The organism is Streptomyces sp. NPDC034049 (genome assembly GCF_055575575.1).
In genome coordinates this window covers 74,899-95,949 of the sequence record NZ_JBVISJ010000008.1, presented here as the reverse complement: position 1 = coordinate 95,949, position 21,051 = coordinate 74,899, and the positions used below count along the sequence as shown (strand labels likewise).

Sequence of the window (21,051 nt, the reverse complement as noted above, 5' to 3'; positions counted from 1 at the left end):
GTCGCTGGGCGGCGACCTAGGGTCGATGCCCGTCACCGTCTCCGGTCGGTCTCCGGTCACCCGGCACCCCGCAGGAAAGAAGGCACAGCATCATGAGCGGCAACGAGACGCCCCGCGGCCCCGTCGACCAGCCCCGCGGCCCCGTCGACTCCTCCCGGATCCCGCGCTACGCCGGGCCCGCGACCTACGCCCGGCTGCCGCGCCTGGACGAGGTGGGCCGGGCGGACGTCGCGGTCGTGGGGGTGCCGTTCGACTCGGGCGTCTCCTACCGGCCGGGCGCACGCTTCGGCGGCAACGCGATCCGCGAGGCGTCCCGGCTGCTGCGCCCCTACAACCCGGCCCAGGACGCCTCCCCGTTCGCCCTCGCCCAGGTCGCGGACGCCGGTGACATCGCCGCCAACCCGTTCGACATCAACGAGGCGGTGGAGACGGTCGAGGCGGCGGCGGACGAGCTGCTCGGCACCGGGGCCCGGCTGATGACCCTCGGCGGCGACCACACCATCGCGCTCCCGCTGCTGCGGTCGGTCGCCAAGAAGCACGGCCCGGTCGCGCTGCTCCACTTCGACGCGCACCTCGATACCTGGGACACGTACTTCGGCGCCGAGTACACGCACGGCACCCCGTTCCGGCGGGCGGTCGAGGAGGGGATCCTGGACACGTCCGCCCTCTCCCACGTGGGCACGCGCGGGCCGCTGTACGGCAAGCAGGACCTCACCGACGACGAGAAGATGGGCTTCGGGATCGTCACGTCGGCGGACGTGATGCGGCGCGGCGTCGACGAGATCGCCGACCAGCTGCGCCAGCGGATAGGGGGCCGCCCCCTGTACATCTCCATCGACATCGACTGCCTCGACCCGGCCCACGCGCCCGGCACCGGGACGCCCGAGGCCGGCGGCATGACCTCCCGTGAGCTGCTGGAGATCCTGCGCGGCCTCGCCTCCTGCAACCTGGTCTCCGCCGACGTCGTCGAGGTGGCGCCCGCGTACGATCACGCCGAGATCACCGCGGTGGCCGCCTCGCACACGGCGTACGAACTCACCACGATCATGTCCCGCCAGATCGCCGAGGCGCGTAAGGAGAACGAGGGCCAGTGACCCACGACCACGACCTGGTGCTCCGCCCGACGGCCGCCCAGACGGAGGCCGCGTTGAACCCTCCCCCCGGCCGCATCGGCGGGGACCTGGTCGTGGAGACGCTGGCGGGGCTCGGCGCGACGACGGTCTTCGGACTGCCCGGCCAGCACGCGCTCGGCGTGTTCGACGCGCTGCGCCGCTCCGACCTGCGGTACATCGGCCTGCGGGTGGAGAACAACGCGGGGTTCGCGGCGGACGCGTACGGCCGGATCACGGGGGAGGCGGCGCCGCTGCTGCTCTCCACCGGGCCCGGCGCGCTGACGTCACTGGCCGCGCTCCAGGAGGCGGCGGCGGCCTCGGCCCCGGTCCTCGCCATCAGCAGTCAGATCCCGACCGCGGGCCTGGGCGGCGGGCGCCACGGCTACCTCCACGAACTGCCGGACCAGGCGGCCTCGTTCCGGGGTGTGGTGAAGTCCGTGCATACCGTCCGCACCCAGTCCCAGATCCCGTCCGCGATCGAGGCGGCCTGGAAGTCGGCGCTGACCGCCCCGCACGGCCCGGTGTGGGTGGAGATCCCGCAGGATGTGCTGCTCGCCGGGACACAGATCCCGGTGGTGACGGGCGGCGACGCCTTCCCCGAGGAGCTGCCGCCGCGCCCCGAACTGACCGCGCTGGCCGCCCATCTGCTGTCGACGGCGTCCCGTCCGGCGATCATCGCGGGCGGCGGGGTGGTACGGGCGGACGCCTCCGGCAAGCTGCGGACGCTGGCGGAGCGGCTGTCGGCGCCGGTCGTGACGACGTACGGGGGGAAGGGGGCCTTCCCGTGGACGCATCCGCTGTCGCTGCGGTCCTGGCTGGAGGACCGGCACACGACGGACTTCCTGGAGGACGCGGACGTCCTGCTGGTCGTCGGCTCGGGCCTCGGTGAACTGTCCTCGAACTACCACACGTTCAGGCCCCGGGGCCGGGTGATCCAGATCGAGGCGGACCTCGGGAAGCTGGAGTCCAACCACCCCGCGCTGGGCATCCACGCGGACGCGCGCCTCGCGCTCCAGGCCCTGCTGGAGACGGTCGAGGGCGCACGGGAGGACGTGTCAGCCCCCGACCGGGTCCGTGAGGTGCTCGACCGTGTCCGCACGCGCATCGACTCCCAGGAACTCACCCTGGAACAGGGCCTGTTGACGTCCATCCGGCAGGCCCTGCCGTCCCGCGCCCCCTCCTTCTGGGACATGACGATCCTGTCCTACTGGGCCTGGTCGGCGTTCGACCCCAAGGGCCCCAACACCATGCACTCCGCGCAGGGTTCCGGCGGCCTCGGCTACGCGTTCCCGGCGGCCCTCGGCGCGGCGGCGGCCGACCCGACCCAGCCGGTGGTGGCCGTCTCCGGCGACGGCGGCGCGCTGTACTCGATCGCGGAACTGGCCACGGCCCGGCAGTACGACCTGAACGTCACCTGGCTGATCGTCGACGACGGCGGGTACGGCGTCCTGCGCGAGTACATGACGGACGCGTTCGGCGAGACGACCGGCACGGAACTGACCCGACCGGACTACGTGGCCCTGGCCGAGTCCTTCGGCGTCCCGGCCACCCGCACGACCCCCGAGACCCTCACGGTCGACCTCACCAAGTCCCTTGCCGCACCCGGCCCTTCGGTGGTCGTCCTCCCGGCGGTGCTACGGATGTTCGCGCCGACGCACGTCTGACGCACATCGCGCGAGCGGCGGTTTCGGGGATCGGGTCAGGGGCGCAGGCGGGCCGTCAACCCCTCGAAGTAGCCGCGGTGTACGGCCGATAGGTCCACCTCGTCGGGGTCCAGGAGCCAGAGGAGGTGGGCCCCTTCCAGGAAGGCGGCCACCTCGGTGGCCAGTGTCTCCGGGGGTACGTCCGGGTGGGCCGAGCCGTCCGAGGTCGCGCGGGTGAAGAGGGCCGTCAGGTGGGCGCGGAGGGCGCGGCCCCGGTCGCGGAACCAGGTGTGCAGGGCGGTGCCGGGCATCAGGTTCTCGGCCGTCAAGGTCGTGTGCAGGGCGGTCAGTTCGCGTTCGGCGGCGGCCGTGTGCTCGGCGTCCCGGACGAACCAGTCGAAGGCCTCGGCGAGGGTCGGCTCCGCGGCCGGGGTGGCCGACAGGCGGGCCAGGGCGCGGCGGTCGGCCTCCTCCAGGACCGCCTGGACCAGGCCGTCCTTGCTGCCGAAGTGGTGGATGAGCGCGGACGGGGTGACGCCGGCCTGTTCGGCGATCGCGGCGACGCCCGTGCCCCGTACGCCCTGCCGGGAGAAGAGCGTGATCGCCGCGTCCACCATCGCGCGACGGCGTTCCACGCCCCGCTTCTGCACCTGCCCCTTGACTCCGGCCATGTGATCAGGGTGCCGGGCCCGGGGGCGGGGCGTCCACTTCGAAAAGAGCGTGCGCGATCCGTCCCTTGTCATTATCTTGAACGACCATGCAGGAAAATAAAGAGACGCACGACGTCCTGGTCGGCCGCGAGCGGATCGTCCCCGTGGACGGCATCGAGCTGTGGGCCGAGGAGTTCGGGGAGCCGGAGCATCCGGTCGTGCTGCTGGTCATGGGCGCGCAGGCGCAGGGCGTGCAGTGGAACGACGGGATCGTGCGGCGGCTCGTGGACGGAGGGCGGCGGGTGATCCGGTACGACCACCGCGACACCGGCCGGTCCTCCGTCGTCGACTTCGCCGTGCGGCCGTACACCGTCGCCGACCTGGCCTCGGACGCGCTCGCCGTGCTGGACGCGTTCGGCGTGCGGAAGGCGCATCTCGTGGGGGCCTCGCTGGGCGGGATCATCGCCCAGCGGATCGCCGTCACCGATCCGGAACGGGTGCTGACCCTGACGAGCCTGTCGTCCCAGCCGCTCGGTACGGACATGGCGGCGGCGGTGACCCGGGCCATGGCGGGGGAACCTCCGGCGCCCGGTGAACTGCCGCCGCCCAGACCCGAGTTGCTGGCCGCGCTCGCTGCCTCCCTTCCCGATCCGGAGGCGGGCCCCGAAGCGCACCTCGCCCTGCGGCTGCCGCTGTGGCGGGTGCTGCACGGCCAGGTGCTGCCGTTCGACGAGGAGGAGTACCGGGCCATGGAGCGCCGGGTGTTCGAGCGGGCGCGTGATCTGGCGGCCGGGTTCCACCACACCCTCGCCGGGGCGGCCGGCGGGGACGACACGGCGGCCCTGGCCTCCGTCACCGCGCCGACGCTCGTCCTGCACGGCACCGAGGACCCGATGTTCCCCCCGGCCCACGCGGAGGCGACCGCCGCCGCCGTTCCGGGGGCCGAACTGGTCATGATCGAGGGGCTGGGACACACCCTGCCGTCCGCGCTGGACGCCCGCCTGGCGGAGGAGATCCTTCGGCACACGGCCTGACCGGCCGCTCGCCGACGCAGCGGTGATGCGGCGCGCGTCCCCGTACCGCCGGGCACGCGCGCCGCGACCGGTGTCAGCGCAGGGCCGCGCCGAACATCGCGTCCGTGGCCGGTCCCGCCACGTCCCCGGGGCCGAAGGCCAGGGCCGAGGTGGTGGTCGGGCCGGTGGCGGTGCCGGGCAGGACCCAGACGGCGCCGTTGTCGCTGTTCTCGGCGGGCGCGCCCACGGCGAGGTCGGCGTGACCGTTGCCGTCGAGGTCCAGCAGGGCCGTGGTGGTGCCGAACTTGTCCTCCGCCTCGGCGACGCCGGGGACCCCGGCGGTGTTCTGGTGGAAGACCTTGGTGCCGGCGCCCGTGACACCGGATGCGGTGCCGGGGACGAGGGCGACCGAGCCGGTGTTCACGATGCCGTCGACGTCCTCGTAGGCGATGCCGAGGGCGATGTCGGCGTAACCGTCGCCGGTGACGTCGGCGACCGAGACCGCCGAGCCGACGAGGTCGCCCTCCTCCTGCGCGCCGGGGAAGCCGGGCAGGTTCTGGTCGAAGGTCTGGACGTTCTCCTCGGACGTGCCGGTGGGCGAGCCGTAGGCCACGCGGACCTGGTCGGACCAGCCCTCCGCGCCCACGACCACGTCGTCGTAGCCGTCACCGTTCACGTCGCCGATGCCGGTGCCGGCCGGGTCGCGGCTCGTGTCGTCCCCGGGTGCGAAGCCGCGGGTGAAGCCCGAAGCGCCGCCCAGGAGAAGGCGGTTGCCCCAGGTGCCGTCGCCCGTGTAGTGCCACTGGACGAGGTCGTCCCGGCCGTCGCCGTTGACGTCGCCGACCTGGCCGGAGACCACCGGGCCGGTGATGGAGGACGGACCGTTCTCGCAGCCGCCGCCGGTCGCGCAGGACGCGTCGTCCTCGTACCAGCCCCACCACAGCGACTTGTCGAGGAGGGGGAGGACGGCGGCGGGCTTGCCCGCGCGGGAGATCGGGCCCTTCCACAGGGCCGCCGGCGCGCCCTCGGGGTCGTCGCCGCTGACAGACTGCGCGGAGAACAGCGCGAGGTCGGTCTTGCCGTCGCCGTCGAAGTCGCCCGCCTGCGGGGCCGCCCCGTACGGGGCGATGCTCGTGCCGCCGGTCAGCCCGGACGCCGAGCCCCAGACGATCACCGAGCCCGCCGTACCGCCCGCGATCACCAGGTCACCGTAGCCGTCGCGGTCCAGGTCGCCCTTGGTGAACGTCGAGCCGAAGCGCTGGTTCGCGGTGGCGGAGCCGGGGACCCCGGTCGTCGAGCGGCTGATCAGCTTCTTCTTCGTGGGCGAGACGCCGCTCTTCGAGCCGTACAGGACGGTCACGTAGCCCGCCTTGGCCTTCCCCGAGATCGTGGCGTTCGGGGCGCCCACGACCAGGTCGGCGTACCCGTCGCCGTTGAAGTCGTCCGCCACGCCCACCTTCGCGGGGGCGGCCGCGGCCGGGCCGAGCGAGAGGGCGGTCAGCCCTCCGGTCAGCAGGACCACCGCGGCCAGGGGGGCGCTCAGCCGTGTCGCGCGGATGCTGTGTCGTGCTCGTGACATGCACGTGCCTTTCGGGTCGGTGTGGTCCGGCGTGGCGGAGGAGCCGCGTCCGTGTAGTCCGACTCGACGGGGCCTTCATCGGTTGTACGTGCGAATGTCATGGGTCGGTAACTGGGTGATCTCTGTCAGGGCGGGCGGCTGCGGCGGGACAAATGGTGAACCCCCGGCCCGTACGTGGGGGTTGTACGGGGCCGGGGGTTCACCGTGCTCGGCGGGCGGCTACCAGATCGCCTCGACCCACTCCGGGTGGTCGATGAACGGGTTGCGGTTGTGCTGGTAGGTGTCGTAGATGACCTGGTTGCGGCGCTCCTCGAAGGCGCTCGGCGGGTCCGCCTCGTTCCAGGCCTTCAGGACGGAGAGCTTGCCCATGTAGGGGTTGGAGCCGTTGCCGACCTTCTCGTTGGGCTCCAGGTTGGGCCAGCCGTCGTCGCCCTCGTAGCGCACGGCCATGTAGAGGATGATGCGGGCCACGTCACCCCGGTCCGCGGCGCGCGGCGCGAAGGAGTCGGAGTCGACGGTGCTGCCGCCGCCGTTGGCGACGGTGCTGCCGCCGTTGTCGAAGTCCAGGTTGCCCCGGGTGCTGTTGATCGTCACGTCGCAGGCACGCAGGTGGTGCAGGTCGGTGCCGGGGCCGATCGCCTCGCCGAAGTCGCCGTGCGACTTGGCCCAGGTGTGCTCCCGGTTCCAGTCGCCGACGTCACCGCCGTTGAGGGACTTGCTGCGGGAGGCACCGCTGTACAGCAGGAGCACGTTGCTGCTGTTGTTCGGGTCCTGGTCGGTGACCTTGAGCGCGTCCCAGACCGCGGAGTACGAGATCTTCGAGACGTTGGCGCTGATGATCGTGTGCAGGGAGGACTTCAGGGCCGTACCGGTCTTGCCGACCGCGTTCTTGTAGTACGTCGCGTCGTAGGCGGTGGTCGTCGCCGAGGCGGGGGTGGCGGTGGCCGCCGGGAGGACGATACCGACGAGCACGGCCGACGTCGCGAGAGCGACCGACTTCCAACTGCGTATCCGCGCAGCGGGCATGAGGGGTGTCCCTTCCCAGAGGGCCGCGCAGGACGAGGAGTTGCTTCGGGGAGTCTCGTTCTACGCGGGTTGACTGTGTGGGTAACCGAGAGATTGGCATGGACGGGTCAGTCCAGGTGTTACGGCTGGGAGGCGATCTGATGACGATTCGGGCAACGGCGCAACCCTCGCGCTTCAACTCCCCTTCGCCTGCCGCGATTCAAGGGGAGACCCTCATTGACGTGGGGATTCGGGCGTGCTGGGGCGGTGGGTGGTCTTGCGTAGTTGTCGGGTGCAGAGCAACCTCGACGGGGGATGAGCCGTCTTCCTTACAGCGATCGCGCCCGGCGCGATCCGGACCGGCGGCCCGTCCGTCCGTCTGTCCGCCCTGCCGTCCGTCCGTCCGCCTGTCCGTCCGCGCCCGCTGGGCCGCCCGTCCGTACCCACACCGGAAAGCCATGTTGCTCACCAAGAAGAGATCCGGCCGATCGAAGAAGACGACGGCCGGATAATTGATATCCATACTCTCGCGGGCGCTCCCGCGAATACGAAGCGCGTTCGCGTCCGCCACGTGGCGCCGACCGAGGGTGATTCTGTGGGCCGGCGTGAGTGTCGCGGCCGTCGGATTCATTCTCGCGCTGGAGATCGTCTCACGCGGATACGGGCTGCCGGGGCCGATCACCAACCAGGCGAGCGAGGTGATATTCGCCCCCAAATCAGGGCCTTTGCTCTATGCCAGCATGGCCTTGACGATGGTGGTGCTCACCTGGCGGGAACGGGCCGTCGCGGCCGCCGTCGCCGTCGGGATCGACCTCGTCTTCTTTCTCGTCCGATGGCTCGTCGACGCCAGAATGATGTTCGGCAACGGCGCGCTGTGGGTCATCCTGGGCTGCGCGGTCATCGCCGTCACCCGGCGCACCGGCCGTGAACGGGTGCTCCTGCTGAAGGGCGTCGGGCTCGGCCTGCTGCTGGTGGCCGGCCGCAAGACGGGCGACGCCTGGCTGCTGATCACCTCCAAGACCCGGCCCACGGTGCTCGACCCCTACCTCGCGACCGCCGACCACGCCCTGGGCAACCCCTCGTGGCTGGTGGGCCGGATGGTCAGGGCCACCGGGCCCGTCGGCACGCATCTGCTCGACTGGGTCTACATCCAGCTCGCGGTGGCGGCGGTCGTCGTGACGCTCTACCAACTGCGGCACGTGGCGGCCGAACGCCGCTTCCCGCGCCACCACCTGGTGCGCACGTTCCTGATGATCGGCCTCCTCGGGCCGAGCATCTACATGATCTTCCCCGTCGTCGGTCCGGTCTTCGCCTACGGCACGGGCGCGTTCGGCACGGGCGGCGAGCACTGGGCGCTGGCCAATATCTGGCCCGACACGCCACCGTCGCTCACCACTCCGCACCCGATGGTGTACGACGCGATCACTCCCCGCAATTGCATGCCGAGCCTCCACACGGCATGGGCGACGGCGATATTCATCCATTCCCGTCGCGGCCCGCGCGCTCTGCGGTTCGCGGGAACGTTCTGGCTGATCGCCACACTCACCGCGACGCTGGGATTCGGCTATCACTACGGCGTGGATCTCATCGCCGGTGTCGTCTTCACGGTCACGATCGAGGCGGCGTTGCGGACGTTCGACCGGGGCTGGGACCGGGCGGGGATCGCGCTGGTCCTCCATGGCGCGACGGTGTTCGCCGGGCTGCTGCTGACCTACCGCTTTCTTCCGATGGAAATGGCCCGGCACCCCTGGGTGTACGGGCCGCTTCTCCTGCTGATGATGGGCTCGGTCGTGTACGGCTACGTCCGCGTCGACCGACGCTGGACACCGGGGGCCGCGTCGCCGCCGCAGCCGGAGCGACGGGCGGAACGCCACCCCGAGCTGGTGTGAGGCGGGTGCGGGAGCGGCTCAGTCCTTGGGCCGCTCCCGCAGTGCGTCGGCTCAGCCCCTGAGCCGCTCCCGCAGCTCGTCGGCATCGTTCAGGAACCACGTCTGCCGGTTGCGGTTGCACTCCCGGACGAAGTCGCGCAGCGACGAACTGGACGCCGTGTGCCGGGAGATGTCACCGACGACGGCGAGGCCGACGCGGTACTGCACGAACTTCTGGATGATGTCGCCCGCGATGCGGGTGCTCAGCTGGAAGAACCGCTCGTCGAACCGCTCGACGGGAACGGCGACCCACGCGGCGCCCTGGTACCCGGCGTCCCCGATGAGGTCCAGGGCGTCGCGCTCACCCCCGATCACCCCACCGTCGGCGTCACACACCAGCACGGGCACGTCATGGATCGTCTGCAGGGTGGTGGTCATGGAGCGAGGTTACCGACCGCCGGTCACCTGAACAGGGCGTCGTGGGTGAGCGCGTACTTGGCGAACTGGGAGTGGAAGCCGGAGGCGAAATCGGCTTGTGACTTCGTGTCCAGATAGTCGGGGAACCTGCCGCTCGGCGGGACGAAGTCCGCTATCGCGCGGAACACTTCGCCGGCTGCCTGCCCGTGCTTGGGGCCCCGGGTGCGCGCGGCGAGCAGGTGCTCGCCCGCCTTCTTGAGGTGCTCACGCAACTGCGGGCCGGGATGCCGCTTGGCTCGGTCCAGGAAGCTGTCGTTCGCCAGCTGCCGGTCGCGTTTTCCGATGGCCCGCAGGGTGTGCAGCGTCGCGTAGAGCTGACCGCACAGATGCGCGGGGGAAGGCCGTGTGTTGGTCAAGTCCCGGACTCCTTCTCCGTCGGCCCGGAGGGCTTCTGCGTCCTCCCTACCCCCTCCCGGGACGAAGGGAACTGGCGCAGGGAACTGGCGAAGGGGGCCGGCCGAAGGGAACTCATGTACAACTATCGATCGTCTCTACGAGTCGACTGTGGTGAATCCGTCAGAGGCGGGTTCCAGTCGTTCGAGGGATGGGACAGGTTTGATGACTCACCGGATATCGGGGGTATCCCGGGTGTCGCCGGCGTCCAGACGGACGCGTGTGGTCGCTGCGGGGATCGGGGCCGGGATGGTCCTCACGTCGGCGGCCGCGGCCTTCGCGCCGGCCGCGGTCGCCGCACCGCAGGTCAGCTGTACGTCGAAGCAGGCCGGACTGGCCGAGAAGCTGCAGAAGGACATCACGACGGCGTTGGCGAAGCGGAAGGGGACGGTGGCGGTCGGCCTGTACGAGCGCGCCACCGGCACCACCTGCACGCTGCGCGGGGACACCGCCTTCGACTCGGCCAGCGTCGTGAAGGTGACCGTGCTCGCCGCGCTGCTGTTCGACGCCAAGAAGACGAACCGGTATCTCACGGACCGTGAGACCAAGCTCGCCACCGCCATGATCACCAAGTCGGACAACGCCTCCACCAGCACCCTCTGGAAGCAGCTCGGCGTCAAGAAGATCCAGGCGTTCCTCACGGCCGCCAAGATGACGCAGACCAAGCCGGGCGCGAACAACTACTGGGGCCTCACCCAGATCACCGTCCGGGACGAGCAGCGGTTGCTCGCGCTGCTCACCGCGAAGAACACCGTCCTGAGCGACAACGCGCGCGCGTACGTCCTGAAGCTGATGAACAAGGTCGTCTCCGGGCAGCGCTGGGGCACCCCGGCCGGAGCGCCCTCCACCGTGAAGGTGCACGTCAAGAACGGGTGGCTGTCGCGTGCCACGCACGGCTGGCGGGTGCACAGCGTCGGCACGTTCAACGGCGGCGGACGGGACTACACGATCACCGTCCTCACCCACGGCAACCCCGACATGCAGTACGGCGTGAACACCATCCAGGCCGTCGCCAAGGCCATCCACAAGGACCTCGTGCCCGTCCCGAAGGCCTCCTCGGGCACGGCGGGCGTGCAGCGGTACGAGCCCACCGACCGGCCGCAGGAGGCGACCGTGCCGGTTCCGGAGGCGGGGGGCGCCCAGTAGCTCGGGGGTGCGGGTTCGTCGGCGGGTGCGGGTGCGTCGGGTTCGTCGGCGCGTGCGGGTGCGTGGGGCTTCTCGCGCGGTTCCCCGCGCCCCTGAAAAAGCAGGGGCTGCGCCCCGTGCTTTTCGCCTCGAAAGGGCCGCGGGCCCTTCGGGGGCCTGCGGCCCCCAAGCCCTCTACTCCCTGCGGGTCCGGGTCGCCTGAACCACACCCGGCCGGCGCCGCCCGTCAACTCTGCCTGTCGCAGCCGCAGTCGGCCGTCGCCCCGTCCGCCAGCAGTCCGCTCTTGGCCGTGAGATAGGCGAGCTGCGCACGGCTGTTGCTGCCGAGCAGGTCGCCGACCTTCTTGAGGTGGCTGGCGACGGTACGGGGGCTGATGCCCAGCCGGCTGGCGATGGCGGCGTCGGTGTAGCCGTCGACCATGAGGCGCAGCACATGCAGCCGGGTCTCGTCGGTCAGCAGCGGGGGGCGTTGCTGGTCGTGCTCGTAGACGACCGGCCTCGCCCGCTCCCAGGCGTACTCGAAGGCGGAGACCAGGAAGTGCACGACGCCCGGGTCGGTCACCTTGAGGGCGTGGGTGCCGTGGTCCTTGCCCATGTCGGGGATGAACGCGACGGACCGGTCGCAGATGATCATCCGGTCGAACACCTCGTCCACCGTGCGCACTTCGACGCCCAGGTCGGTGACCTGCTTGATGTAGTCGAGGGTGGGGCCGTGGGCGCGGACGGTGTGCTGGTAGAGCGTGCGCTGCTTGACGCCCTTGCGGTGTGCCTCCAGGGTCCGCGGCAGGGCCTTGACCAGGACCTCCTCGGGGCGCCTGCCGCCCGGGTGCGCGGTCAGCAACTCGATGCGTGTGCCCCGGATCGCCTCGTCCAGCGCGGCGGTGATCGCCGGCGCGGGCGTGAGACGCTGGGAGGACTCGCTCTCCTTGCGGCGGGCGGTGCGGTAGACGCTCTGCGCCTGCGACATCGACGCCCGTACGGCGGCCAGGGCCTGCTGCTGTTCCAGGATCAGCCGCTCCATCGGGTGCGTCAGCGCCGCCGTCGCCACCGAGGGCGGTATCGGCACCAGAGCCTCCGGGTCGTCCACCGCCGGGGCCACGAGCCCGAACGTGCTCACACAGCCCGGCGCGTCCGCGCGCGGGGCCCTTCCCGCCAGCAGCGCCGTGCGATAGAACTCGATGCCCGCACCGCAGACCTCCGCGGGGGAGCCGTCGCCCCCGGGTATGTCCGACTCACCGCACATGCCATCCCCCTTCAGAATCCTGCAGTGCACGATCATGACCCCTTCAATCGCTTCCGGCAACCGGCCGGCCACGGCATGCTCTTCGTGTGGACACCGGCGAACAGCCGAGAGTCCGGAAATTCTTCAGGGGGGTACGAGAAATGAAGTACATGCGCAGAATGGCCGGGGCGCTCGCGTTTGTCGCCGCCGCGGTACTGACCCTTTCCGTCGCCGCCGACACGGCTGAACGCACCACGGTCGCGAGCGCCCAGGCGTCCAACTCGCCCGGCGACCCCGGCTGGCCCTGAGCCGACGTCACCGGCCCCGGTCAACGCGCGTAAAGCGCACGCAAATCGCGCGTAAAGCGTGCGTGGCGATCGCACAGTGCTCATCCTTCGCTCACGCAGCGTTCGCGCGGCGTCGGGGCCCCGGTGCGCTGTTGACGGATCGTCAAGCGCGCCGGTGGCTGTGTGAGTCAGCAAAGAAAGCGGTTGGCGGGAGAACCGTCCGACCGGGTCGAGGTCCCCTTCGCGGTCCATTCGATGTCCGGTGAATTCCGGCTGCCGGTTCACGGGTTCCGGCATGCGGTTTCACATTGAACGAACGAGGGAGTATCAAGGAAATGACCACCGCCATTGCCGCACCGAAGTGCTTGGTGTGCGACACCGATTTCGAGGTCCAGGAGGACTGGGAAAAGGGGGAGATCACCGAGTGCACGGCCTGCGGCCAGGAGCACGAGGTGGTCGAGAAGTCCGCCGCCGCAGGCGTACGGCTCGACCTCGCCCCCGAGGTGGAAGAGGACTGGGGCGAGTGACGACCACCGCCGATCAGGTCCTGCTCTCGGTGACGATGCTGCGGCCCGAGGAGAAGCTGCTTCTCGGGGCGTTGCGGGCCGAGGGACTGACGGCCCGGCCGTTGCTGATGGAGGATCTGGCGGAGGTGGTGGCGGGCCGCACCGGCGGCCCGCCCGCTCTCGCCGTGATCCGCAACCTGTCCCACCGGGACGCGATCAGCGTCTCCCGGCGGCTGGAGTACGCCGGGGTGACCACCCTCAACCGGTCCTCCGTCATCGAGGCCTGCAACGACAAGGGGCTGCAGTCGCTGCTGTTCGCCCGCCACGGCATTCCGCATCCGGTCACCCGGCATGCCTTCAGCTACGACCAGGTGCGGGCCGCCGTCGACGAGTTGGGGATGCCGGCCGTCGTGAAGCCGGTGAGCGGCTCGTGGGGGCGGGGCGTCACCCGGATGGCCAATGCCGAGTGTGTCGAGGCGTGGGCCGGGGGGCGGGAGTCCGCGGACGCGGGCGGGAAGCTGTTTCCCGTGGTCGTCCAGGAGTACGTCGACAAGCCGGGCCACGATCTGCGGGTCGTGGTGGTGGGGCGGACGCCCGTGGTGGCGATCCAGCGGGTGTCGGACGACTGGCGGACGAACACGCATCTGGGGGCGCGGGTGCGGCGGGTCGAGGTGACCGCCGAGATCGACGCGTTGTGCCGGCAGGTGGTGGATGTGCTGGGGCCCGGGTTCTACGGGGTGGATCTGGTGGAGGACCGGGCGGCGGGGGAGTTGCTGGTTCTGGAGGTCAACGCGAATCCGGAGTTCGCCAAGTCGTCCGTGGAGCATGGGGTGGACGTGGCGGGGTTGTACGCGGCGTACGTGGCTGAGCGGGTGGCTGAGCCGGCCGGGGCCGTCGCGGCCGTCTAGGGCGCCTTTTCTCGCCCCCTCCGCCCCTACCCGTCCCATCCCAGGGGCTGCGCCCCTTCGACCCCCGCGGTCGGTGGTCGGCCGCGGGTCCGGTGGGAGTTCTCGCGCAGTTCCCCGCGCCCCTAAAAGCATCAGGCCCCTGCGGGCCTGAGAAGCCAGGGGCGCAGCCCCGGCTTTTCAGGGGCGCGGGGAACTGCGCGAGCAACCACGAACCACCCGCACTCGCCTACGCACCGCACCCCCCGAGCCACCAGGCGCACTTCGCGCAATCGGATCAGAGAGGTTCATCTCTTATGGAGCTGTTCGACACCGCCACCGTGCTCACCCGGGTTCTGACCTCGGGCGTGGTGATGAGTATCGAGAAGAGCGACCGGGAACTGCCCGGTCTGGAACGGCTGTTGACGAAGAAGACGCGGCGGAGCAAAGCCGTGCTGCTCAACAGCCGGACGGGGGCGATACACGCCGCGCTGGCCGGTCAGGGGATCGGTCACGGGGACAGCGTCGCCCTCGCGGAGCCGGACGCCGAGACCGCCGCGTTCCTGGCCTGGCTCGGCGTACGCGTGACCTCGTACGACGAGCCCGCCGCGTACGACTACCTCGCGCTGGACCCGGCAGGCGCCGACCGGCTCGGCGAGCTGGCCGCGGGGGCCACCGCGCCGGCCCTGGTCGTCGACCTGACCGGCCTCGGCTTCGGCCCGGCCGCCGCCGTGCTCACGGACGACCCGAAGCTCTGGGCCCGCGCTGAGCGGCTGAAGATCTTCGGCGCCTACGACCTGCGCACGATGTGGACGCAGGAGGAGGCCGACGCCGACCTCGTCCCCGGCGTGCAGTTCAACTACCGGCTCAGTCCGCTGGTCGCCGCCTGTGTGCGGATGGCCCTGACCCAAGCGGCCCAGACCCAGAGCGCGCAGACCCAGAGCGCCCAGACCCGCCCCGTCGCGACCTCCGGAGCGAACCAGTCATGATCACCGATTTTCCCAACTCTCCGCTGCCGCTGCCGAACCCCGCGGACCTCGACGCCGAACTCGCCGCCCTGGGCGGCGCCGAGATCATCCCCAAGGCGCTCCGCCGCACGCTCTTCCCGGTCATCACCAAGGAGGACGTGTTCAACCTGATGCTCGCCCAGCGGCAGGCGCCCGAGAAGGTCGTCGCCGACTTCGCGGAGGCCTACCGGGCGTACGTGGGCGCCGGGTTCGCGCTGCCCACCGCCAGTGGCACCTCCAGCCTGCACATGGCGCTGGTCGGCGCCGGGGTGCGGCCCGGTGACGAGGTCATCGTCCCGGCGTTCACCTTCATCGCCACCGCGCAGGCGGTCGTCGCGGCCCACGCCGTCCCCGTCTTCGTCGACATCGACCCGGTCACCTACTGCATGGACCCGGCCGCCGCCGCTGCCGCGATCACCGAGCGGACCCGGGCCCTGATGCCCGTACACGTCCACGGCCTGCCCGCCGACGTGCCCGCGCTGCGCGCCCTCGCCGACCGGCACGGCATCGCCCTCGTCGAGGACGCCTCCCATGCCCACTCCGCGAAGATCGGCGACCGGGTCGCGGGATCGCTCGGGGACGCGGCCGGGCAGAGCCTGATGGCCGACAAGAACTTCCCGCTGGGCGGGGAGGGCGGTATCGCCTTCTTCGCGACCGAGGAGGCGTACGAGCGGGCCGTCTCCTATCTCGCCGAGCACGGCATCGACTACGGCATGTCCTGGGTCGCCGCCGCCTTCGGCAGCAGCCAGCTCAAGCGGCTGCCGTACTACGACGAGATCCGCGCCCGCAACGCGGCGCTGCTCGGGGACGCCCTGCGCGAGACGGGACTGTTCACGCCGCCGCACGTGCCGGACGGGCACGTCCACGCGTACAACATGTACCGGCTCACCCTGCACCCCGAGGCCGTCGGCCTCGACGACCTGCCGGTGCACGCCGTCAAGGAGGCCGTGCACGAGCTGCTGGTCGCCGAGGGGGTGCCGGCGCGGGAGTGGCAGAACACGCCGATCCCGTGCCACCTGCCCTTCCAGCACCGGGACGGGTTCGGCAACGGCTACCCCTTCAGCCTCAACCCGGGCGCCGTGCGCGACCACCGCCCCGAGGACTTCCCCGTCACCCTCGGCATGCTCGACTCCACCCTCGTCCTGTGCCGGGAGCTGCGCTCCCCGGTCGAGTACGAGCGGATCCTGCGCTACGCCGACGCCTTCCGCAAGGTCGCCCGCCGCCCCGACGCCATCCGCAAGCTGGTCCAGGAGCGCGACTACGTGCGGCCGTACGAGAAGGCGGCCCGCCTTGGCTGACATCGGGAACCCGAACCAGAAGATCCGTGTCGCCGTCGTCGGGGCCAGCGGCTACACCGGGGGCGAGGTCATCCGGCTGCTCCTCGAACACCCGCACGTCGAGCTGGCCTTCCTGTCCGCCGAGCGGGCCGCCGGAGCCGCCATCGGCAGCGTGCACCCGTGGCTGCGCAACCATCCGAAGGCGGGCGGACTGAAGTTCCGGCCGCTGGCCGAGCTGGCGGACACCGACCCCGTCGACGTGGCCTTCGGCTGTCTGCCCACCGGGGCGCTGCCCGAGCGGCTGCCGCTGATCGCGGCGCACGCCAAGCGGGTGCTGAACCTGGGCGGCGACTTCCGGCTGCGGGCCGAGGACGAGGTGCGGGCGCACTACCCGAAGACGGCCGAGCACCCGCCGCTGGAGGACTTCGCCTACTACGTACCGGAGTTGAGCGGCGACGTGCCGGAGGGGCGGTTCGTGAACCTGCCCGGCTGCATGGCCGTCACCACGATCTACGCGCTGTACCCGCTCTTCGCCGGCGCCGAGCCGCTCGCCACCGACCGGGTCGTCGTCGACGCCAAGACCGGCTCGACCGGCGGCGGCCGGGGCGGCAACGAGCCCCCCGCCGAGCGCACCGGCAACTTCCGGGTGCACAAGCTGTACGGGCACCGGCACGCGCCCGAGGTCCGGCAGGCCATCGCCGACTTCACCGGCGCGGCCGTGGACCTGCGGTTCTCCACCCACAGCCTGGACGTGGCCCGGGGCATCCTCGTCACCGCGTACGCCGAACTCCGCGACGGCGTCACCTCGTTGGACGTCAAGCGGGCCTACGCCAAGGCGTACGTCGGCAAGCCGTTCGTGCGGGTCCGCCCCGCGCCGAAGGCCCCGCAGGACTTCCCGATGCTGAAGGCGGTCGTCGGCTCCAACGTCGCCGAGGTCGCCATCGCCGTCCAGGGGGGCCAGGTCGTCGCCGTCGCCGCCCTGGACAACCTGATCAAGGGCGCGGCGGGCCAGGCCGTCCAGGCGATGAACCTGATCCACGGTTTCGACGAGACCTCCGGTCTGCCGACCACGGCGGTGTCCCCATGACGACCCAGCTGGAACGACCGGTGACGACGACAGCACGAACCGCCCCGGTCCCGACCACCGCCCCCGACGCGCGGGCCGCGTCCCCCGCCGCCCTCCGGTCCACCCGCCCCCTCCATGTCGTCAAGGCCGGCAGCGCCACCCTCGATCGCGGCACCCTCCACAAGGAGCTGGCCGACCTGGTGGCCCGGGGCGCCCGGGTGCTGCTCGTGGCCGGCGGGGCCACCGGGATCGAGCGGCACTACGCGGCGATCGGCCGGCCGATGCCGCACCTGCGGCTGGCCAACGGGGACCTGGTGCGGTACTGCCCGCCGGAGGAGATGACGCACCTGGTCGACGCCTACGAGCGGGTGACACTGCCCGCTGTGGAGCGGGAGCTGCGCGCGCTCGGGCTCACCGTGTTCACCTCCGTCGCCGCGCGCGGCGGGCTGGTGAGCGGCAGGGCCAACCGGCCGCTGAAGGCGGTCTCCGGCGAGGGCCGGACCCTGGTCGTGCGCGACCACCGGGCCGGTGTGCCGACGGACGTCGACGTCGACGGCCTGACCGCGCTGCTGGAGGCGTACGACGTCGTCTGTCTGTCGCCGCCGGTCGCCGACCCGGCGGGCGGCGCCCCGCTGAACGTGGACGCCGACGTGCTCGCCGCCGTGCTGACCGGCGCGCTCGGCGCCGACCATCTGCGGCTGGTCACCGGCACCGCCGGACTGCTGACCGACCCGGCCGTCCCCGACTCCACGCTGTACGACGCCTATCCGGGCGAGGGAGCGAAGTACGCGGGCGGCAGGATGCGGCAGAAGGTGCGGGCCGCCGAGATCGCCATGCGGGACAGCGGCGCCGACATCGCCATCACCGGCCCGCACACGATGGCCGTGCCGTCCGGCTGGACCCGGTTCTGGCGTACCAAGGAACCGGCGGCCGACCTCGCGCTGCTCACCCGGGTCGCCTGTGTGCCGTCGGTGTCGCGGGACGAGGCCGAACTCGCCGCCTACCTGGCCGAGTGGTGCCGGGAGCGCGGTATCGACGCGCACGTGGACGAGGTCGGCAACCTCGTCGCCACCCGCGGCGACGGCCCCCGGCGGCTGCTGCTCCTCGGCCACCTCGACACGGTCCCGCACCACTGGCCGGCCGAGTGGCGCGACGGCGAACTGTGGGCGCGCGGCAGCGTCGACGCCAAGGGCAGCCTGGCGAACTTCCTGGAGGTGCTCGCCCACGCGGACATCCCCGAGGACGCGCAGCTGCGCGTGGTCGGCGCGGTCGAGGAGGAGATCTCCTCCTCCAAGGGCGCCTTCCACGTCCGCGACCGGTACCCGGCCGACGCCGTCGTCATCGGCGAACCCAGCGGCTCGGGGACCCTGACCCTCGGCTACTTCGGGCTGTTCAAGCTCCGGATCACGGCGTCCGTGGCCAGCGGCCACTCCGCCGGGATGGACGCCGTGTCCGCGCCGGACCACCTGATCGGCGTCCTCGGCCGGATCCGGGAGTCGGTGCTCGCGGAGGCGCCGGACGCGCTCAGCGCGGTCATCGACGTCCGCGTGGAGAGCGGGCGCGAGCGCTCCACCGCCATCGGGATCCTCAACTTCCGGGTGCCGCCCAAGGTGGACGTGGCGGCGCTCACGGCCGCCGCGCTGGGCCACGCCGCCGACGACGTGCGGGTCGACGTGCTGCGGGCCACGCCGGGGCACGCCCAGGGCCGCGCCGGCGCACTGGTGAAGGTCTTCACCCGGGCCTTCGCGCAGGCCGGGATCAGGCCCCGCTTCGTGGTGAAGAAGGGCACGTCCGACATGAACACGCTGGCCACCACCTGGCACGACGTCCCGATGGTGGCGTACGGGCCCGGCGACTCCTCCCTGGACCACACCGACGAGGAACGCATCGACCCCATGGAGTACCGCACGGCCCGCAGCCTGCTGGCCGACGCCGTCCAGCGGTGGTTCGCCCTGTCCGCCCCACCCGCCCGGCCCGACCTGCCCGAGGGGAGCCCGCGATGACCACGGCCGTACTCGACGCGCTCCGGGCCGGGGACGACGACCCGGCCGAGCCGGTGACCCGTCCGGCCCCGGCCGCCCCGACGGACGAGACGGCTCCGGCCGCCCCGACGGACGAGACGGCCCCGGCCGCCCCGACGGACGAGACGGACCCGGCCGACCTCGTGGCCACCCTCGCCGAACGGGCCGTCCAGGCCCGGCGGCTGGTGGTCGACATGGCGGCGAGCCCGCGTGGCTGCCACCTCGGCGGCAGCCTCTCCGTCCTCGACATCCTGATCGCCGCCCTGCACCGGGCCTCCGCCGGCGACGGCACCGAGGTCGTCCTCAGCAAGGGCCACGCGGCCGCCGGGCTCTACGCGGCCCTGCACGTCAGCGGGGCCCTGCCGGAGAACCCGGCCCCGCTGTACGGTCTCGCCGGCCACCCCTACACCGGCCACCCCGGCCCCAAGGTGCCCGGCGTCCGCTTCCCCACCGGCAGCCTCGGCCACGGCGTCCCGTACGCCGCCGGCTGGGCGCTCTCGGAGCGGCTGCGGGGGCGGCACGGGCTCGGCATCGCGGTCGCCGGCGACGGCGAGCTGCAGGAGGGCCTGGTCTGGGAGACCTGCCAGGTCGCCGCGGCCCAGGAACTCGGCAACTTCGTCCTCGTCGTCGACCGCAACGGCGGCCAGAACGACGGCATGGTCACCGACATCTCCCCGCTGCCCCGGCTCGCCGACCGGTTCACCGCCTTCGGGTTCGACGTCACCGAGGTGGACGGCCACGACCTGGGCGCCCTCACCGCCCTGCTGGCCGAGGACCGCACGGCCGCCCGCCGCCCCCTCGCCGTCGTCGCCGACACCGTCAAGGGCAAGGGCGTCCGGGCCGTCGAGGGCAAGGCCGCCTGCCACTACGTGACCATCGACCAGGCGCGCGCCGCCAAGTGGAAGCGAGCGATCCGATGAGCCCGACGGCAACCGCCGCGCCCGAGCGGCCGACGCCCGACACCGACCCGCGCCCGGTGACCCTCTCCGGCCGCGACGCCTACCGGGACGAGCTGACCCGGCTCGCCGCCTCCGACGACACGATCGTCTGCCTGGAGGCGGACCTGGGCGGCAAGGGACACCCCTTCCAGGCCGCCCACCCGGAGCGCTTCTTCAACCTCGGGATCGCCGAGGGCGCGATGGTCGACATGGCGGCGGGGCTCGCGGCCGGCGGCCACAAGCCGTTCGTCAGCACCTTCGCCCCGTTCGCCGCCCTGCGCGCCGCCGAGAGCCTGAAGCTGACGCTCGGCTATCTGGCCGCAGGTGTCACGGTCGTCGCGCCCTACGCCGGTGTCTCCGGCGCCTGGTTCGGGACCACCCACCACTGCCTGGAGGACCTGGCGATCCTGCGCAGCGTGCCGGGCGTGACCATCGCGGCGCCGTACGGCGACGCCGAGATGCGCGCGGTGGTCCGGGAGGCGGTCCGCTCCGGACGCCCGCACTACATCCGTACGGGACGCAACGCGAAGTACGCGTCCCTTCCGGTGAGCGGCGCCGAACTCCCGCTCGTGAACTGGGAGTTCAGCGCGGGGGACCCCGGTGCCGGCTGCCTCGTCTCGGTCGGTGAGGAGGGCACCCGCCTCGCCCTCGCCGCCCGGCGGGCCGCGCCCGGCACCTCGCACGCGCACCTCACCTATCTGGACCACGAGCACCTGACGTCCGCCGCCGTCGAACTCGCCCGCCACCACTCCCGGTTCGTGGTCGTCGAGGAGCACCGGGGCCAGGGCGGCGTCGCGGAGGCGCTCGCGCTGCTGCTGCCGACCTGCCAGGTCACGTCCGTGAGCGCGGACCGGAGCTGGCCCTCCCAGGGCGGCGACCACGAGGAGGTCATGGCCGCGCTGGGCCTGGACCTGCCCGCCGTACTGGACGCACTGGACCGCGCCGCCCGCTGACCGC

Annotated in this window: 20 protein-coding genes; 14 read left to right on the top strand and 6 right to left on the bottom strand. The window is 71.9% G+C overall.

The window, feature by feature from the left end:
* Positions 1-92 precede the first annotated feature (92 nt).
* Both speB and ACZ52C_RS23515 read left to right on the top strand, forming a co-directional pair.
* A complete protein-coding gene (speB, locus tag ACZ52C_RS23520) occupies positions 93-1,094 on the top strand; it encodes an agmatinase (RefSeq protein WP_469076584.1) in 1,002 nt (333 codons plus the stop codon).
* Entirely contained in the window at positions 1,091-2,776 is a 1,686-nt protein-coding gene (locus tag ACZ52C_RS23515; RefSeq protein WP_469076583.1) for a thiamine pyrophosphate-binding protein, read from the top strand. The genes speB and ACZ52C_RS23515 overlap by 4 nt, the downstream gene beginning before the upstream one ends.
* A gap of 35 nt (positions 2,777-2,811) precedes the next feature.
* On the opposite strand, the gene ACZ52C_RS23510 is transcribed toward ACZ52C_RS23515, so the two are convergent.
* Positions 2,812-3,426 carry a TetR/AcrR family transcriptional regulator gene (locus ACZ52C_RS23510; RefSeq protein ID WP_469076582.1) on the bottom strand — a complete coding sequence of 205 codons (615 nt, stop codon included), beginning with the start codon at positions 3,424-3,426 and terminating at the stop codon, positions 2,812-2,814.
* An 86-nt stretch (positions 3,427-3,512) separates the two neighbouring features.
* Here ACZ52C_RS23510 and ACZ52C_RS23505 point away from each other — a divergent pair, with 86 nt between their 5' ends.
* Positions 3,513-4,439 carry an alpha/beta fold hydrolase gene (locus ACZ52C_RS23505; protein ID WP_469076581.1) on the top strand — a complete coding sequence of 309 codons (927 nt, stop codon included), beginning with the start codon at positions 3,513-3,515 and terminating at the stop codon, positions 4,437-4,439.
* A 73-nt stretch (positions 4,440-4,512) separates the two neighbouring features.
* Here the strand turns inward: ACZ52C_RS23505 and ACZ52C_RS23500 are convergent, their stop codons facing one another.
* Complete coding sequence (locus tag ACZ52C_RS23500) at positions 4,513-5,997, bottom strand: FG-GAP-like repeat-containing protein (RefSeq protein WP_469076580.1); 1,485 nt, start codon at positions 5,995-5,997, stop codon at positions 4,513-4,515.
* A 219-nt stretch (positions 5,998-6,216) separates the two neighbouring features.
* Entirely contained in the window at positions 6,217-7,023 is an 807-nt protein-coding gene (locus ACZ52C_RS23495) for an endonuclease I family protein (protein WP_469076579.1), read from the bottom strand.
* Positions 7,024-7,589: 566 nt separating this feature from the next.
* Between ACZ52C_RS23495 and ACZ52C_RS23490 the strand changes: the two genes are divergently transcribed.
* Positions 7,590-8,891 carry a phosphatase PAP2 family protein gene (locus tag ACZ52C_RS23490; protein ID WP_469076578.1) on the top strand — a complete coding sequence of 434 codons (1,302 nt, stop codon included), beginning with the start codon at positions 7,590-7,592 and terminating at the stop codon, positions 8,889-8,891.
* A gap of 51 nt (positions 8,892-8,942) precedes the next feature.
* Here the strand turns inward: ACZ52C_RS23490 and ACZ52C_RS23485 are convergent, their stop codons facing one another.
* Together ACZ52C_RS23485 and ACZ52C_RS23480 are read right to left on the bottom strand one after the other, a co-directional pair.
* Complete coding sequence (locus tag ACZ52C_RS23485) at positions 8,943-9,308, bottom strand: DUF4180 domain-containing protein (protein ID WP_469076577.1); 366 nt, start codon at positions 9,306-9,308, stop codon at positions 8,943-8,945.
* A gap of 23 nt (positions 9,309-9,331) precedes the next feature.
* Complete coding sequence (locus ACZ52C_RS23480; RefSeq protein ID WP_469076576.1) at positions 9,332-9,703, bottom strand: type I-C CRISPR-associated protein Cas8c/Csd1; 372 nt, start codon at positions 9,701-9,703, stop codon at positions 9,332-9,334.
* Between the two features lie 202 nt (positions 9,704-9,905).
* On the opposite strand from ACZ52C_RS23480, the gene ACZ52C_RS23475 reads away from it, so the two are divergent.
* The gene (locus tag ACZ52C_RS23475) at positions 9,906-10,886 is read left to right on the top strand and encodes a serine hydrolase (RefSeq protein WP_469076575.1); all 981 of its coding nucleotides are present in this window, start codon (positions 9,906-9,908) and stop codon (positions 10,884-10,886) included.
* Between the two features lie 226 nt (positions 10,887-11,112).
* Here the strand turns inward: ACZ52C_RS23475 and ACZ52C_RS23470 are convergent, their stop codons facing one another.
* The gene (locus ACZ52C_RS23470; RefSeq protein ID WP_469076574.1) at positions 11,113-12,129 is read right to left on the bottom strand and encodes a LuxR C-terminal-related transcriptional regulator; all 1,017 of its coding nucleotides are present in this window, start codon (positions 12,127-12,129) and stop codon (positions 11,113-11,115) included.
* A gap of 86 nt (positions 12,130-12,215) precedes the next feature.
* On the opposite strand from ACZ52C_RS23470, the gene ACZ52C_RS23465 reads away from it, so the two are divergent.
* The 9 genes from ACZ52C_RS23465 (at position 12,216) to ACZ52C_RS23425 (ending at position 21,047) form a co-directional block, all read left to right on the top strand.
* Positions 12,216-12,416: a hypothetical protein gene (locus ACZ52C_RS23465; RefSeq protein WP_469076573.1), complete on the top strand. Its 201-nt coding sequence runs from the start codon at positions 12,216-12,218 to the stop codon at positions 12,414-12,416.
* A 314-nt stretch (positions 12,417-12,730) separates the two neighbouring features.
* On the top strand, positions 12,731-12,922 hold the full coding sequence (locus ACZ52C_RS23460; protein ID WP_045557682.1) for a lysine biosynthesis protein LysW: 192 nt from the start codon (positions 12,731-12,733) through the stop codon (positions 12,920-12,922).
* Positions 12,919-13,809, top strand: coding sequence for a RimK family alpha-L-glutamate ligase (locus ACZ52C_RS23455; protein ID WP_469076572.1), 891 nt, complete (start codon positions 12,919-12,921; stop codon positions 13,807-13,809). Before ACZ52C_RS23460 ends, ACZ52C_RS23455 begins: the two co-directional genes overlap by 4 nt.
* A 293-nt stretch (positions 13,810-14,102) precedes the next feature.
* Positions 14,103-14,774: a DegT/DnrJ/EryC1/StrS family aminotransferase gene (locus ACZ52C_RS23450; protein ID WP_469076571.1), complete on the top strand. Its 672-nt coding sequence runs from the start codon at positions 14,103-14,105 to the stop codon at positions 14,772-14,774.
* A complete protein-coding gene (locus ACZ52C_RS23445; RefSeq protein ID WP_469076570.1) occupies positions 14,771-16,090 on the top strand; it encodes a DegT/DnrJ/EryC1/StrS family aminotransferase in 1,320 nt (439 codons plus the stop codon). Before ACZ52C_RS23450 ends, ACZ52C_RS23445 begins: the two co-directional genes overlap by 4 nt.
* Entirely contained in the window at positions 16,083-17,156 is a 1,074-nt protein-coding gene (gene argC, locus ACZ52C_RS23440; RefSeq protein ID WP_469076569.1) for an N-acetyl-gamma-glutamyl-phosphate reductase, read from the top strand. Before ACZ52C_RS23445 ends, argC begins: the two co-directional genes overlap by 8 nt.
* Complete coding sequence (locus ACZ52C_RS23435; RefSeq protein ID WP_469076568.1) at positions 17,153-19,138, top strand: M20/M25/M40 family metallo-hydrolase; 1,986 nt, start codon at positions 17,153-17,155, stop codon at positions 19,136-19,138. Before argC ends, ACZ52C_RS23435 begins: the two co-directional genes overlap by 4 nt.
* Positions 19,135-20,076 carry a 1-deoxy-D-xylulose-5-phosphate synthase N-terminal domain-containing protein gene (locus tag ACZ52C_RS23430; RefSeq protein ID WP_469076567.1) on the top strand — a complete coding sequence of 314 codons (942 nt, stop codon included), beginning with the start codon at positions 19,135-19,137 and terminating at the stop codon, positions 20,074-20,076. Before ACZ52C_RS23435 ends, ACZ52C_RS23430 begins: the two co-directional genes overlap by 4 nt.
* Positions 20,073-21,047 (top strand): transketolase family protein, encoded by a 975-nt coding sequence (locus ACZ52C_RS23425; RefSeq protein WP_469076566.1) that lies wholly within the window; start codon positions 20,073-20,075, stop codon positions 21,045-21,047. Before ACZ52C_RS23430 ends, ACZ52C_RS23425 begins: the two co-directional genes overlap by 4 nt.
* The last annotated feature ends 4 nt before the right edge of the window (positions 21,048-21,051 follow it).

Excerpts from the sequence above, each read along its gene's own strand:
- ACZ52C_RS23470 (WP_469076574.1), bottom strand. The coding sequence starts at position 12,129 with ATGTGCGGTGAGTCGGACATACCCGGGGGCGACGGCTCCCCCGCGGAG.
- ACZ52C_RS23505 (WP_469076581.1), top strand. The coding sequence starts at position 3,513 with ATGCAGGAAAATAAAGAGACGCACGACGTCCTGGTCGGCCGCGAGCGG.
- ACZ52C_RS23450 (WP_469076571.1), top strand. The coding sequence starts at position 14,103 with ATGGAGCTGTTCGACACCGCCACCGTGCTCACCCGGGTTCTGACCTCG.
- ACZ52C_RS23430 (WP_469076567.1), top strand. The coding sequence starts at position 19,135 with ATGACCACGGCCGTACTCGACGCGCTCCGGGCCGGGGACGACGACCCG.
- ACZ52C_RS23475 (WP_469076575.1), top strand. The coding sequence starts at position 9,906 with ATGACTCACCGGATATCGGGGGTATCCCGGGTGTCGCCGGCGTCCAGA.
- ACZ52C_RS23510 (WP_469076582.1), bottom strand. The coding sequence starts at position 3,426 with ATGGCCGGAGTCAAGGGGCAGGTGCAGAAGCGGGGCGTGGAACGCCGT.
- speB (WP_469076584.1), top strand. The coding sequence starts at position 93 with ATGAGCGGCAACGAGACGCCCCGCGGCCCCGTCGACCAGCCCCGCGGC.
- ACZ52C_RS23460 (WP_045557682.1), top strand. The coding sequence starts at position 12,731 with ATGACCACCGCCATTGCCGCACCGAAGTGCTTGGTGTGCGACACCGAT.
- ACZ52C_RS23485 (WP_469076577.1), bottom strand. The coding sequence starts at position 9,308 with ATGACCACCACCCTGCAGACGATCCATGACGTGCCCGTGCTGGTGTGT.
- ACZ52C_RS23425 (WP_469076566.1), top strand. The coding sequence starts at position 20,073 with ATGAGCCCGACGGCAACCGCCGCGCCCGAGCGGCCGACGCCCGACACC.
- ACZ52C_RS23435 (WP_469076568.1), top strand. The coding sequence starts at position 17,153 with ATGACGACCCAGCTGGAACGACCGGTGACGACGACAGCACGAACCGCC.
- ACZ52C_RS23495 (WP_469076579.1), bottom strand. The coding sequence starts at position 7,023 with ATGCCCGCTGCGCGGATACGCAGTTGGAAGTCGGTCGCTCTCGCGACG.
- ACZ52C_RS23500 (WP_469076580.1), bottom strand. The coding sequence starts at position 5,997 with ATGTCACGAGCACGACACAGCATCCGCGCGACACGGCTGAGCGCCCCC.
- ACZ52C_RS23445 (WP_469076570.1), top strand. The coding sequence starts at position 14,771 with ATGATCACCGATTTTCCCAACTCTCCGCTGCCGCTGCCGAACCCCGCG.